We start from the raw sequence: 12,454 nt of genomic DNA, 5'->3' as shown, positions 1-12,454 counted from the left end.
TCACCCTTTCGTGGCTCCTGCGGTGAGGCCACCGATCAGGTGGCGTTCGGCGATGGCGTAGAACCCGAGGGCGGGCACCATTGCCAGGACGAGGTAGGCGAGGATCCGGGCGGTGTCGGAGCTGTACTGGCCCTGGAACTGCTGGATGCCGAGCGGCAGCGTCCACCCCGACTCGTCGCTGAAGACGACCAGCGGCAGCATGAAGTTGTTCCAGCTCCCGACGATCGCCAGGACGGACACGGTGGCCAGCGCGGGCCGGGCCATCGGCAGCAGGATCCGCCAGAAGAAGCCGAAGGCGGTGCAGCCGTCGAGGATGGCCGCCTCCTCGATCTCGCCGGGGATGCTCCGGAAGAAGCCGCGCAGGATGAGGATCGTCAGCGGCAGCCCGAAGGCGCCCTGCGTCAGGATCACGCCGAGGGGGCTGTCGAGCAGGCCGAAGGTACGCAGCAGCACGAAGATCGGCAGGATCGCCACCGCGAACGGGAACATCAGCCCCATCGTGAACAGCGTGAACAGCAGCTCCCTGCCGCGGAAGGCGAACCTGGCGAAGACGAAGGCGGCCAGCGCCGACAGCGCGACGACGAGCACGGTCGAGGCCAGCGCGATGAACGTGCTGTTCCACAGCTGCCGCCAGAACGGGCCGTCGGCGAGCACGTCGGTGTAGTTCGACGGAACCCATGGATCGGGCAGGCCGAACGGGTTGGTGGACAGCTGGGCGGTGCTCTTGAAGCCGCCGAGCAGGGCGTAGATCACCGGGATGAGGATGAAGGCGCCGACGATCCACGCGATCGCGTGCAGAGGCAGGGTCGGCCGTCTCATCGGTGGTCTCCCATTCTGGTGGTCGCGCCCTCCAGGTCGCGCCGCATCACGAAGCGCTGGTAGGCGAGGGCGAAGACGAGGCTGAGCGCGAACATCACCACGCTGATCGCGCTGGCGTAGCCGGCCTGGGAGCGCTTGAACCCGAACTCCAGCATCGTGACGGCCATCGTCTCCGAGGAGTGCGAGGGCCCGCCCTGGGTGAGGATCCAGACCAGGTCGAACAGCTGGATCGTGTAGATGACCGACAGGAACACGCTGATCCGGATCGTCGGCCCCAGCAGCGGCAGCGTGACGTGCCAGAACACCTGCCTCGGGGTGCCGCCGTCGATCTGCGCGGCCTCGATCAGCTCGTCGGGGATGTTCTGCCGCCCGGCCAGGTAGATCATCATGTGGAAGCCGAAGTACTTCCACGTCATGACCAGGAAGAGCGAGAGCATCACGGTGTCGGGGTCGGCGAGCCAGTCGGAGTTCAGCCCGACCACGCCCAGGATCCGGTTGGCCACCCCCGCCCCCGGCGAGAGGATCAGCGAGAACAGCACGCCGGTGATCACCTCGGAGAGCACGTACGGCGCGAAGAACACCAGCCGGTACACCGTCCGCCCGCGGATCCGCTGGTTGAGCAGCATGGCGATGCCCAGCGAGATGGGCAGTTGCACCACGACGGACAGGACGACGAGGACCACCAGGTGCCAGACGTCGTCCCGGAAGACCTCCGTGCCGAACAGCCGGGTGAAGTTGTCCAGCCCGATGAAGTTCTTCGGCAGCCCGCCGAAGCCGTTCCACTTGAACACGCTCGCGTAGAGGGCGATGAGGATCGGCGCCACGACGAGCAGCAGGAAGAGCACCAGCGCGGGCAGCAGGAACAGCCCGATGGTCACCCAGCCGCGCCGCCGCCCCCGGGAGGGGGACACGGGGGCGGCGAGCGCGGGCGCCTGCGGCCCCCGGGTCAGCGTCGTCATTCGCTCTTGGCCACTTCCGTGATGGCGTCGACGACCTGCTGGGGTGTCTTGGTGCCGCCGATGAGCTGCGCCACGCTGTCGTTGACCTCCTGGCCGACCGCGGGCGGGTACGCCTGGTCGAGGTAGAGCTGGAAGCCGGTGGCGGAGGCCAGAGACTGGGCCACGACCTTCAGGTTGGCGTCCTTGACCGCGCTCTCCTCGCCCTTCAGCACGGGAAGCACCCCGCCGGACTCGACGACCTTGGCGTGATTGCCCTTCTCGGTCATGAACTTCACGAACTCCACCGCCTCCGGCGGCGCGTCGGCGCCCACGGCGATCCCGCCGCCGCCGCCGAACGCCTCGGTGATCGCGCCTTTGCCGCCGTCGACCGTCGGGAAGGGGAAGAAGCCCAGGTCGTCGCCGAGCCCCTTGCCCGAAGAAGCCTGCACGTTCGGCGCCCACTGGCCCATCAGCTCCATCGCGGCCTTGCCGTTGGACATGGTCGCGGCCTGGCCGTCAGGGGTGGAGTAGGCGGCCCCGAGGAACCCCTTCTGGAACGGCTGCAGGTCGACCAGCGCCTTGAGCTGCTGTCCGGCGGTGACGAAGTCGGGTTTGGTGAAGTCGTGGTCCACCCCGGCCTGCTGCAGGGCGGGCAGCCCGCCGATGCGCATGGCCAGATAGGCCCAGTAGTAGTGACCGGGCCACTTCTCCTTGCCGGCCAGCGCGATCGGCGTGGTCCCCGACGCCTTCAGCTTCTTGACGTCCTCCAGGAACTCCGCCCACGTGGCCGGCGGCGCGGTGATGCCCGCCTTGGTGAAGAGCCGCTTGTTGTACCAGAATCCGACCATCCCGATGTCGGTCGGCAGCGCGAACGTCTTCCCGTCGAACTGGTAGGCCGCCAGCGCCGCCTTGGTGAAGTCGCCGAGAACCGGCGCGACGTCGTCGCTGATGTCCTTGACCAGGCCCGCGTCGAGCTCCTGCTTCAACACTCCGCCGCCCCACGTGGCGAACAGGTCGGGCGCCTTACCCGACTGCGTGAGCGTGGTCAGCTTGGCCTTGTACGCGTCGTTCTCCAGAACGGTCAGCTTCATCGTCACGTTGGGATGCGCGGCCTCGAACTCCTTGGCCCGGGTCGCCCAGATCGTCTTCAACGGATCAGCGGTCGACAGGTGCCACCATTCGAGCGTCACCTTCGCGGGCGAGGCCGGTTGACCGCTCTGGGCGGGCTCCGCGGTCCCGCCGCCGCCGCAGCCGGCGAGGAGTACGGCCGTGGCGATCAGTACGAGACTGCGCCTCATAGGGGATCCCTTCTCCGCTTCTGAAAGTTTCGTAAACCCCCCGATAATTTCGCTGCCCGGAGCATAAGTATCCTTCCTGTAATGCGTCAATAGCCGCCGTGGGAGCGATTCCAACTCGTCGCCGAAAGTTTCGATAGACTCCGGCTCATGCCAGCGAAGAGGCGGGTGACGATCGCCCTGATAGCCGAGGAGGCCGGGGTCTCGATCCCCACGGTTTCCAAGGTCATCAACGGCCGTCCCGAGGTGGCCCCGGAGACGCGCCACCGGGTCGAGCGGTTGCTGCACGAGCACGGCTACCAGCGGCGCACCAGCCAGGACGACACGCCCTCGGGCCTGGTGGACCTGGTGTTCGCCGAGATCGAGTCGCCGTGGGCGATGGAGATCGTCCGCGGCGCCGAGTCGGCGGCCCGCGAGGCGGGAGCCAGCGTCGTCATGTCGGTCCTGCACACCCACGCGGGTCCCGGCCGTGACTGGCTGGACCGCCTGGCCTCACGGCGGACGGACGGCGTGGTCGTCGTGGCCTCCAAGCTCTCGACCGGTGTCCAGGCGCAGCTCAGCGCCCGCTCGCTGCCGTTCGTCGTGGTGGACCCGGAGGGCGAGCCGGCACCCGGCGTGGTCTCGGTGGGCGCCACCAACTGGCACGGCGGCCTGGCCGCCACCCGCCACCTCCTGGAGCTGGGCCACCGCAGAGTCGCCATGATCAGCGGCCCGGCCGACATGCTCTGCAGCCAGGCGCGCGTCGACGGCTACCGGGCGGCGCTGGAGACCGCGGGCGTCGAGGTGGACCCCATGCTGATCCGCAGGGGCACCTTCCTGGTCGACTCGGGCCACGACCAGGGCCACGCCCTGCTCTCCCTGCCCGACCCCCCGACGGCCATCTTCGCGGGCAGCGACCTCATGGCCTTCGGCGTCTTCGAGGCCGCCCGCCAGCGCGGCCTGCGCGTCCCGGAAGACCTGAGCGTCGTCGGCTTCGACGACCTGCCCCTGTCGAAGTCGGCCTGGCCCCCGCTGACCACGGTCCGCCAGCCGCTCCAGGAGATGGCCGCCCTGGCGACGCGTACGGTCCTGGCGATGAAGCGCGGCGAGGCCCCGGAGAGCAGACGGGTGGAGCTGGCAACGGATCTCATAGTCCGGGAGAGCACCGCGGCGTTGGTCAAGCGCGAAGCCTGACCCTAACGGTCCGTCCAGTCGTCCTCGATGATCGAGTGGATGATCGAGTCGCGCCAGCCCGACGGTGTCAGCACGTGGTGGCGGACCCGGCCCTCCTCGATCATCCCGGCGGTCAGCATCGCCAGTTGGGCGGGCAGATTGCCGGGTGCGCGCGCGCCCCAGATCCGGTGCAGCCCCAGCTCCTTGAAGCCGAACGACTGCACCAGGCGGAACAGGTCCGTGCCGATGCCGCGCCCCCACTGGTCGGGCCGGAGCCCGAGGCCGATCTCGGCGCTGTGCGGGTGGTCGGCCTCGATGTGCAGCCGCGCCACCCCGACCACCTCGCGGGTCTCGGCGTCGGTCACCGCCAGCGCGTACAGCCGCCGCGGTTGGGCCGCGGCGGCCTGGATGGCGTCGTCGACGAGCGCGGCCACCTGCTCCAGTGTGCGCGGCTCGAACGGCATGTGCGCCGTGGCCTCCGGGTTGCCGTAGACGGCGTGCAGGGCGGCCACGTCGGCCTCCGTGACGTCACGGAGGCCCAGACGCGCACCTTTCCACTGCACGCGGGGCATGCGGAGAAAGGTAACGCGACTTCAGTGATCTCTACAAGCCCTTGTCAAGTCGCGAGTTGACTACCGTAAGCTCGCGCGACAAGTTCGGCCACCGCACTGTGCGCGCCGAGCGGCTCGGCGTAGCCCGCGCGGACCGCCGCGGCGGCCTGCTCGACGATCGACGCCGGGGCCTCGTGGCCGATCAGGCAGGGGGCGATGGCCAGGCGCTGGGCGCCGGCGGCCCGCAGCCGTTCGGCCGCGATCGGCACGCCCGGGTCGCTGTCGAGCGAGGCGGCGACCACGGGCAGCGTGAGCCGCGAGGCGAGCAGCACCGCCGTCGCCTGGACGGCGTGCACGGCCCGCTCGCCGCCGACCGTGCCCAGGATGATGGCGTCGACGGGGCTGGAGACGTTCAGCAGCCGGACCCGGTCGGCCCTGGCCAGGCCGCGCTCGGCCAGCCTGATGTGCAGCGCCTCGGCCAGCAGCGGGTGCGGGCCGAGCGCCTCCGTCACGACCGCGGTCGACCCCGCCGCCGCGACGGCCTTGCCGATATCGGCGAGGACGAGAGGATCGTCCCAGGTCAGCAGCGGCACCACGATCGCTTCGCGGCCCGCGGGCAACGAATCGGCGAGGTCCGTAACGGTGGTGAGGCGTACCTCGATCTGCGGGTTGTCGACGCGTACCACGGCCGCGATCTCCGCTGCCACGCCCGAGGTGCTGCCCGGCACCGCGAGGACGAGGACAGGGGCGTCCGGCGGCAGGGACGTGGGCACGGGACGGCGGTGTCGACCGCCACCCGGCCGGGGGGAACGTTCACGTACAGGCAGGCTCACAGGCGCGCAGTTTATGCCTATAAAGGGGCGCGTGTTCTGGGAAATGGCAGCGATTCAATCACAACGCTCCGCCTGTGATCGAGATCACATCGTGATAGCCACAAATCTTGACTTATCCGGATAAAACGGCAAACTCAACAGCAACTAGAAACGCGTTCTAGAGCGACAGTCAGGCACCGTCCCCACTAAGGATCGGTAATGAAGCCGTTCTATGTCCGCGAGTTGAGCGTGTACCCCGTCGGCCGCCGTCGGGTCTGGCTCCTGGCGATAGCCGTGCTGGCGAGTCTGATCGCCAACTTCGAGACGACGATCGCCACCATCTTGCCGTTGCTGCAGCGCGACCTGCACATGTCACTCGAGGTCTACGGGCTGATCGCGGCCGCGTCCGTGCTGGTGGGCGGGTTGTCGGCGGGGTTCGGCGGCATCCTGTCCGACCGGTGGGGCCGGGTCACGATCCTGGTGCCCACGCTGACCGTCACCGCCGCCTGCAACTTCCTGCTCGCCACCGTCGACTCGATCAGCGGGCTGTTCGTGGTCCGCTGCCTGATGCTGTTCATCGAGGGCGCCGGGATCACGATCACCGCGTCACTCGTCCGCGACTTCTCGCCGCGCCTGGGCCGGGCGCAGGCGTTCGCGTTCTGGACCTGGGGGCCGGTCGGCGCCTCGTTCCTCGCTTCGTTCATCGCCGGCTTCACGCTGCCGATGTTCGGCAACGCCTGGCAGTCGCAGGCGATCATCATGGGCATCGTCTCGCTGCTGCTGTGCGGGGTCATCATCTGGCAGATCGCCGAGCCGTCGGCGGCCCTGCGGGCCCAGGTCATGCAGCAGGAGGAGGCGGTGGTCTCCGAGGAGAAGATCGATCCGGGCAAGGTGAAGGAGCTGTTCCGGCACCCCCACCTCTGGGCCCACGTGCTCGGCAACACCGGCTGGCAGGTGCTCTACTGGACCTTCGCGATCTTCGGCCAGACGATCCTGGCCAGCAGCGCGTTCAGGATGGAGACCGCTCAGGCCAACCGCGTCGTCGCCCTGGGCATCCTGCTCAACGCGCTGGCCGTCATCGTGGTCGGCCGCATCTCCGACCGGTTGCGCCTGCGCAAGCCGTTCACGGCCGTGGGCATCGTGCTGACGATCGCGACGCTCGCCTACTTCATCAGCCTCGTCGGCACGGGCGCCACGATCGGCCGCGTCACCCTGGTCTACGCGATCCTGTTCCTGGTCCTGGGCGTCGCCTACGTCCCCTGGATGGCGAACTTCTCCGAGGACGCCGAGGACGTCGACCCCCGGCTCCAGGGCGCGGCGCTGGGCCTGTGGGGCATGGTCGTCCGAATCATGATCGTGGCCCTGCTGGTGATCTCACCGATGGTGGTGAAGGCCGGCGGGTGGGGGACATGGCTGTGGGTGGCCCTGGCCGGCCAGGTGGTCTTCCTGGCGTCGCTGGCCGCCTTCAAGGGCTCCTGGCGGCGCTCGCGCCTCGGCGACTCACCGAAGGTCCCGGCCTGAGACCACTAGCCACAGGTACGGCACGGGCAAGGCGAACAGCCAGAACCGGTGTGCCTCATCCCAATAACCGAACCCACATGTCGGCGGCCACAGCCTGACCTCCGGCGGCAGCAGGATGGTGGCCAGCACCAGGGCGAGCTGGACGACCACGGCGGCCATGGCGGCCTGCCGTCCGGGAGCGTACCGGACGGCGGTCGCCGCGGCGGCCAGCCCGATCCCCAGACAGACGCCCACCTCCACCAGCATGTCCCCCACGGGGAACAGGGCCCCGTCCGGCAGCCTCGACAGTACGTAGGCGAAGGCGCCCAGCCAGACCGCGACGGCTACGCCGCCGGCGAGCAGGCACCGCTCGGCCTGCCGCAGCCGGTGCGACACTGGCTCCGCGCCGCCGGACATGGCGTCGACCAGAGCGAAGGCGGCGGCGGAGCCCAGGAGCGTGCCTGAGATCCGCAGCAGAATGAGCCCCATGCCGGCGGTCAGCGGTTGCCCGAAGTCGGCCAGTGTGACCAGGGCCGCGGTGAAGAGCGTGACCACCGCCAGAGGGGCCCAGCTGATGGCCCGGACGAGCGGGCGCAGGAGCAGGAGCGGCAAGGTCCGCGGTGCCCTCGTCGGCGTGGTCGTCAGCGGGGTCGTCGCTATGACCCCGTACTCGGTTCGTTGCGCGGTTATGGGCATGGAGTCCCTTTCGGCGTGGACGTGGGGTAGCGCAGGGGGAGCCCGAGCAGGGGTAGTGCCTGCTCGACGGTGGTGGCGGGGCGCATGAGCGTGTCCCAGTTGGCCCAGACGCGTTCCCGGGCTGCGGGTGACTGGAGCAGGAGCTTGGCGTAGCCGACCTCGGTATCCCCGTAGTCGACGCCGGGTTTGGCGGCCATCTGCCCATCCAGGTCCAGCATTCCCGGACGGGCGATCGTCGAGGACTGCCCCATCAGCCACAGGGTGACGACCATGCGGGCCTGGCCGTGGGCGGAGCAGGCCTTGTTGAAGCCGCCGATGTTGAGCGCGAAGAACTGCGCCAGCAGCTTGCGCTGGTCATCCGCTCCCCACGCCATGGGTGCGATGGCGGCACCATCCTCGTACGTGTACGACCAGGACGAGGTGTACTGCTTCACCACGGGGACGCGATCGCGTGCGCTTGGCGGCATCGCGCGGACTATGGGCGCGACCACTCCGGCCCACAGCGAGATCCACGGTGTGTAGTCCGACAGAGCGCAGTAGCGAACTCCCTCGCGCTGCTCGCACCGGTAGGCGTCCCGGCCGAAGTACTTCTCCCGTACGCGCGCGTCGACGTCGTCGAGGGTCAGCGTCTTTCCGATCGGGAATCGGGCCGCTGGACGTACCGCCGCCGCGGTGGCCCCCGCGGGCACCGCCACGGCCAGCGCGACCACGGCCGCTACCAGGACGACCGGCCGTCGCCCGTGCCGCAGCAGCGCGGCGAGTCCCGCCAGCATGGCCAAGGCCAGCACGTAGACCAGGTGGGGGCCGGACGGCCGGTCGGGCCAGTCCATCCAGTGCGTCGGCACCACCGGCAGCCACCAGGAGCCGGGGTTGGTGTTGAACAAGGTGAGCAGTCCCAGCCCGCCCACGACCACCGGCCCCGCGATCAGCCATCCGGCCCACCGGCCCACGGCCACGCCGAGCGCGGCGCCCAGCGCGCCGACACCGAGCGCGGTCAGCGGCTCGAACACGTCCAGCCGCCCGCCCGCGGGCCCGCTCAGCACCCGGACCAGCAGGTAGCCCCCGACGACCACCGCCTGTCCCACCACGGAGACCACGACGGCCGCGAACAGCACCGCCCTGGTCCGCGCCTCGGCCCGCCCCGGCAGAGCCGCGAGGAGCTCCGGCATCCCGTGCCGCCCGTCACGCGACACGGCCAAGCTCGCCACGATGAGCAGCGCCCCGGCAAGGCAGGTGGCGATCCCGGTGGCATGGACCGGATCGACGGTGAGGTCCGGCTGCTGGTCACGGCTCAGGTGAATCTGCACGGCCAGCACCAGCGCCGCCATGCCCCACACCAGCGGATGCCTGACCATCCTGCGCAGCTCGACCCGGAACAGCTGTCCGGTCATGCCGCCTCCCCGACCAGCAGCAGGTATCCGTCCTCCACGCCTGGCTCGGCGGGCTCGGCCCCGGGCGGGCGGTCGCCGAGGGTGCGGTAGCGGCCGTTGGCGGTGCGCCAGAACAGCCGCGACTCCGCCGGCGCCTGGTCCGACAGCCACACCTGCCCGGCCGCGGTGGCGGCCAGCCCGCCCGGGGTCCCGTCGAAGACGACACGGCCGCGGACCATGGTGACCACGCGCTCGCAGAGCGCAGCGACGTCCTCCGTCTGATGGGTGGAGAGCAGCACCGTACGGCTCTCGCCGAGTCGCGAGACGAGCGCCCTGAACAGCATCCGCTGCTCCGGGTCCAGGCCCACGGTCGGCTCGTCCAGGATCAGCAGCTCCGGCTCGCCCAGCAGGGCCTGGGCCAGGGCCAGCCGCTGGCGCATGCCGCCGGACAGCTTGCGGACCTTCGTCCTGGCCTGGTCGGTGAGGTCCACCTCGGCCAGCACCCGCCGCACCTCGCTGTGGCGGTGCTTCCTGTCGGTCAGCTCTTTGAGTATCGCGACGTAGTCGACCAGGTCGAACGCGGTGAAGTGCGGGTAGTGGCCCGGGTCCTGCGGCAGGTAGCCGAGCCTGCGCCGCAGCGCGGTGCGCTGAGCGGCGTGCGCCGGGTCCAGGCCGAAGGCGTCGACGCGGCCGCCGTCGTACGAGAGCGTGGTGGCGAGGCAGCGCAGCAGCGTGGTCTTGCCCGCGCCGTTCGGACCGAGCAGCCCGGTCACGCCGGGCCCGACCGACAGGGTCAGCCCGTCGAGCACCTGCTTGCGGCCGTACTTCTTGGTCAGGTCATGGATATGGAGCATCAGGCGTTCACCTTGGAGTAGAGGCGTAGGGAGATCAGCAGGGCCGCGCAGCCGTACCCGATCTGCGCGGCGAGCCCGAAGGCGGCGAGCAGGTCACCGGTGGCGCCGCCGGCGGCGGCCACCCCCAGCAGCCAGAGGCCGCCCGTCGCGAGCGCGGACACCGGCACCGGCAGCCGCGACGACAGGAGGAGGCAGCAGGACGTCGTGGCGAGCGACGGCAGCAGCCAGGCGGCGCTCAGCCATGCGGGGGCGGGCAGGAGCGGCGAGGCCCCGGCGGCCAGCACCACGGCCACGGCCAGCGTGCCGGCCGCCCTGACCAGCAGCAGGCGCGCGCCCGACAGCGGGGTCGAGGCCAGCAGTTCGTGTACCGGGTCCACCCGCGGCCCGTACGCCAGGGCGATCCCGGCCAGCGGCAGGATCGGCGCGACGGCCAGGAAAACCGGCAGGTACGCGGCCGACTCTCTGGCCGCGAGCACCGCGAACGCCAGCGCCGCCACCACCGCGGCGACCCACGCCCCGCTCATTGTGGGCGTGGCGGTCAGCAGCCTGGCCACATGCTCGTGGACGCCGCCGGACCGCAGCAGCCGCTCCACCGGCGATGGGCGCGGACTGAGCACCTCGGCCTCCAGCCGCTGCCACGAGTCCCGCAGCCGGTCCTCCTCGTACGGCACCGCCGCCCGGCAGTCCGGGCAGCCGCCGAGATGCGCGTCCACCGACATGGCCCGGGCGGGATCGAGCCCGCCCGACAGATAGGCGTCCATGAGGTCGGCCGTGATGTGCCAGCTCATGCGAGTTCCTCCCTGAGCCGAGCCCGCGCCCGCATCGCCCGGGTCTTGATGGTTCCTTCAGGGACGCCGAGCAGCCGCGAGGCCTGCTTGACCGTCAGCCCGTCGAGGACGGTCGCCTGGATGACCGCGCGCAGCTCCGGCGAGAGGCGGTTGAGGGCGGCGCCGAGGTCCCCGTGCTCGACGCCGAGAAGCGCGACGTCCTCGGCCGACGCGTTGACCGGCTCTTGAACGGCCCGCTCTTCGAAACCCCGCCGCCGGCCGTCCCGCCTCCCGACGGCCTGCCTTTCGATGGCCCGCCGTTCTGCCGCCCGCCTCTCGACCGGATCGCCGCCGAGCCGGTGGGAGCCGCGGCCGCGCAGGGCCGAGACGAGGCGGCGCATCGCGATCGTCCACAGCCAGCCCGCCGGGTTGCCCCCGTCGAAGCGGCGCGCCGTCTTCCACACCGCCAGGAACGTGTCCTGCAAGGCGTCGTCCACCGCGTCAGGGTCGGCGCAGCGGCGGGCCAGCCGGGCCCTGAGCCAGGGGACGTGCCGGTGGTGGAGCAGGCGCAGCGCCGTCACGCTCTCCGCCGCGATCGCGGCGATCAGCTCGGCGTCCGTGCTGTCCGGCCCGACGTCCGGGGGCTCACGTCTGCTGAAGGGGAACCGTCTCACACCTCAGCTATCGCACAGAGGCCCGGGGACGGTTCTCACTTGGCCGGGATCACGATGGACTGCGGGTTTCCCGGGGCGTAGACGGTGATGCCCTGGGGGAGCGACTTGAGCTTGTCGATCTCGGCGCAGGCGGGGCACTTGTCGTAGCCCTCCTGCCGGGCCTGGTTCGCGGCCGACTCGGCCTTGGCCTGGGCCACCCGTGCCTGGGCCTCGGAGACGGCGGCGCCGGCGGCCAGCGATCTGTCGACGGCCTGCTGCACCTCGGCCGGCAGCGTCACCTTGGCCAGGGTGAACCGCAGGCCGGTGAAGAACTCGCCGCCCAGTGCCTGGGGCAGGTCCCGGGCCAGTGCGGCGTTGACGGCGTTCTGGACCCTGGTGATGTTCGTGTTGCTGTCCTGCGGCTTGAGCGCGCTGCTCTCCAGCAGCGAGCACGAGGGGACGAGCTCGGCGCAGCGCATGTTGCCGAGCTGGCTGCGCAGCGCGTTGTCGATCACCGGCCGGACGGCCTGGCCGAAGAACGCCGTCCAGCCGTCGTCGCCCTCCCACGCGGCCGGCGAGCTGTCGTCCTGGGCGCGGTAGGTGCGGGTGCCGTACTTGTCGTCGAAGCTCTTCAGCGTGTCGTGGTCGAGGTTGAGCGTGAAGTACAGGGTCCCCTCGATGCCCAGGTTCACGCCGTCGCTGCTCGGTACCGTCACCACGTCCACGCCGAGCCTGGTGGCGCGCTTGGCGTCGGCGGTGATCGTGTAGAAGCGCTGCTGGGCGGGGTAGGCGTGGACGGAGGACCACATGCCCGTCCAGGTCAGCCCAGAGCCCGGGTCGATGACCTGGCGGACCTGGTTGTCGTCGAACCAGCCGCCGTCGCGGACGACGGCGACCTCGCCGCCTTCGGTGCTCTCCAGGCCGCCGACGACGCCGATGAGGGTGGGGACCGCGATCAGCGCGGCGATGATCAAGGCGATCGACAGGGTGATGCGCATGGATGCCTTCCCGCGCGGGCGGCGGTGGCAGCCGCCGCCCGCGCTTTCG

At 70.6% G+C, this 12,454-nt stretch carries 13 protein-coding genes; 2 read left to right on the top strand and 11 right to left on the bottom strand.

All coding sequences use genetic code 11. The annotated features are described in order from the left end of the window. The 3 genes from KLK06_RS29365 to KLK06_RS29355 are packed head-to-tail and all read right to left on the bottom strand — an operon-like array spanning position 1 to position 3,055. Positions 1-819, bottom strand: a complete 819-nt coding sequence (locus KLK06_RS29365) for a carbohydrate ABC transporter permease (protein ID WP_214638863.1) — start codon at positions 817-819, stop codon at positions 1-3. Further along, the gene (locus tag KLK06_RS29360; RefSeq protein WP_214638862.1) at positions 816-1,778 is read right to left on the bottom strand and encodes a carbohydrate ABC transporter permease; all 963 of its coding nucleotides are present in this window, start codon (positions 1,776-1,778) and stop codon (positions 816-818) included. Before KLK06_RS29360 ends, KLK06_RS29365 begins: the two co-directional genes overlap by 4 nt. Beyond that, positions 1,775-3,055 carry an extracellular solute-binding protein gene (locus KLK06_RS29355; RefSeq protein WP_214638861.1) on the bottom strand — a complete coding sequence of 427 codons (1,281 nt, stop codon included), beginning with the start codon at positions 3,053-3,055 and terminating at the stop codon, positions 1,775-1,777. Before KLK06_RS29355 ends, KLK06_RS29360 begins: the two co-directional genes overlap by 4 nt. A gap of 147 nt (positions 3,056-3,202) precedes the next feature. Between KLK06_RS29355 and KLK06_RS29350 the strand changes: the two genes are divergently transcribed. Then, positions 3,203-4,225, top strand: a complete 1,023-nt coding sequence (locus KLK06_RS29350; RefSeq protein WP_214638860.1) for a LacI family DNA-binding transcriptional regulator — start codon at positions 3,203-3,205, stop codon at positions 4,223-4,225. A gap of 2 nt (positions 4,226-4,227) precedes the next feature. Here KLK06_RS29350 and KLK06_RS29345 read toward each other — a convergent pair whose 3' ends face one another. Then, positions 4,228-4,776 carry a GNAT family N-acetyltransferase gene (locus KLK06_RS29345; protein ID WP_214638859.1) on the bottom strand — a complete coding sequence of 183 codons (549 nt, stop codon included), beginning with the start codon at positions 4,774-4,776 and terminating at the stop codon, positions 4,228-4,230. Positions 4,777-4,820: 44 nt separating this feature from the next. Next, the gene (locus tag KLK06_RS29340) at positions 4,821-5,528 is read right to left on the bottom strand and encodes a hypothetical protein (protein ID WP_308168501.1); all 708 of its coding nucleotides are present in this window, start codon (positions 5,526-5,528) and stop codon (positions 4,821-4,823) included. Between the two features lie 258 nt (positions 5,529-5,786). Here KLK06_RS29340 and KLK06_RS29335 point away from each other — a divergent pair, with 258 nt between their 5' ends. After that, a complete protein-coding gene (locus KLK06_RS29335) occupies positions 5,787-7,088 on the top strand; it encodes an MFS transporter (protein ID WP_214638858.1) in 1,302 nt (433 codons plus the stop codon). Here the strand turns inward: KLK06_RS29335 and KLK06_RS29330 are convergent. The 6 genes from KLK06_RS29330 to KLK06_RS29305 are packed head-to-tail and all read right to left on the bottom strand — an operon-like array spanning position 7,068 to position 12,405. Beyond that, a complete protein-coding gene (locus tag KLK06_RS29330; protein WP_214638857.1) occupies positions 7,068-7,763 on the bottom strand; it encodes a hypothetical protein in 696 nt (231 codons plus the stop codon). The two genes, KLK06_RS29335 and KLK06_RS29330, sit on opposite strands and share 21 nt — an antisense overlap. Continuing rightward, entirely contained in the window at positions 7,754-9,154 is a 1,401-nt protein-coding gene (locus tag KLK06_RS29325; RefSeq protein ID WP_214638856.1) for a hypothetical protein, read from the bottom strand. The genes KLK06_RS29330 and KLK06_RS29325 overlap by 10 nt, the downstream gene beginning before the upstream one ends. Next, the gene (locus KLK06_RS29320) at positions 9,151-9,987 is read right to left on the bottom strand and encodes an ATP-binding cassette domain-containing protein (RefSeq protein ID WP_214638855.1); all 837 of its coding nucleotides are present in this window, start codon (positions 9,985-9,987) and stop codon (positions 9,151-9,153) included. The genes KLK06_RS29325 and KLK06_RS29320 overlap by 4 nt, the downstream gene beginning before the upstream one ends. Beyond that, positions 9,987-10,775, bottom strand: a complete 789-nt coding sequence (locus KLK06_RS29315) for a zf-HC2 domain-containing protein (protein WP_214638854.1) — start codon at positions 10,773-10,775, stop codon at positions 9,987-9,989. Before KLK06_RS29315 ends, KLK06_RS29320 begins: the two co-directional genes overlap by 1 nt. Next, on the bottom strand, positions 10,772-11,428 hold the full coding sequence (locus KLK06_RS29310) for an RNA polymerase sigma factor (RefSeq protein ID WP_214638853.1): 657 nt from the start codon (positions 11,426-11,428) through the stop codon (positions 10,772-10,774). Before KLK06_RS29310 ends, KLK06_RS29315 begins: the two co-directional genes overlap by 4 nt. 35 nt (positions 11,429-11,463) lie before the next feature. Continuing rightward, positions 11,464-12,405 (bottom strand): SPFH domain-containing protein, encoded by a 942-nt coding sequence (locus tag KLK06_RS29305; protein ID WP_214638852.1) that lies wholly within the window; start codon positions 12,403-12,405, stop codon positions 11,464-11,466. Between the last annotated feature and the right edge of the window lie 49 nt (positions 12,406-12,454).

It is taken from the genome of Nonomuraea sp. NEAU-A123, from assembly GCF_018603905.1.
Lineage (GTDB): Bacteria > Actinomycetota > Actinomycetes > Streptosporangiales > Streptosporangiaceae > Nonomuraea.
The sequence above is the reverse complement of the archived record's forward strand: the minus strand, read 5'-3'. Positions and strand labels throughout refer to the sequence as shown.

Excerpts from the sequence above, each read along its gene's own strand:
- KLK06_RS29315 (WP_214638854.1), bottom strand. The coding sequence starts at position 10,775 with ATGAGCTGGCACATCACGGCCGACCTCATGGACGCCTATCTGTCGGGC.
- KLK06_RS29305 (WP_214638852.1), bottom strand. The coding sequence starts at position 12,405 with ATGCGCATCACCCTGTCGATCGCCTTGATCATCGCCGCGCTGATCGCG.
- KLK06_RS29335 (WP_214638858.1), top strand. The coding sequence starts at position 5,787 with ATGAAGCCGTTCTATGTCCGCGAGTTGAGCGTGTACCCCGTCGGCCGC.
- KLK06_RS29355 (WP_214638861.1), bottom strand. The coding sequence starts at position 3,055 with ATGAGGCGCAGTCTCGTACTGATCGCCACGGCCGTACTCCTCGCCGGC.
- KLK06_RS29330 (WP_214638857.1), bottom strand. The coding sequence starts at position 7,763 with ATGCCCATAACCGCGCAACGAACCGAGTACGGGGTCATAGCGACGACC.
- KLK06_RS29360 (WP_214638862.1), bottom strand. The coding sequence starts at position 1,778 with ATGACGACGCTGACCCGGGGGCCGCAGGCGCCCGCGCTCGCCGCCCCC.
- KLK06_RS29365 (WP_214638863.1), bottom strand. The coding sequence starts at position 819 with ATGAGACGGCCGACCCTGCCTCTGCACGCGATCGCGTGGATCGTCGGC.
- KLK06_RS29325 (WP_214638856.1), bottom strand. The coding sequence starts at position 9,154 with ATGACCGGACAGCTGTTCCGGGTCGAGCTGCGCAGGATGGTCAGGCAT.
- KLK06_RS29350 (WP_214638860.1), top strand. The coding sequence starts at position 3,203 with ATGCCAGCGAAGAGGCGGGTGACGATCGCCCTGATAGCCGAGGAGGCC.
- KLK06_RS29320 (WP_214638855.1), bottom strand. The coding sequence starts at position 9,987 with ATGCTCCATATCCATGACCTGACCAAGAAGTACGGCCGCAAGCAGGTG.
- KLK06_RS29345 (WP_214638859.1), bottom strand. The coding sequence starts at position 4,776 with ATGCCCCGCGTGCAGTGGAAAGGTGCGCGTCTGGGCCTCCGTGACGTC.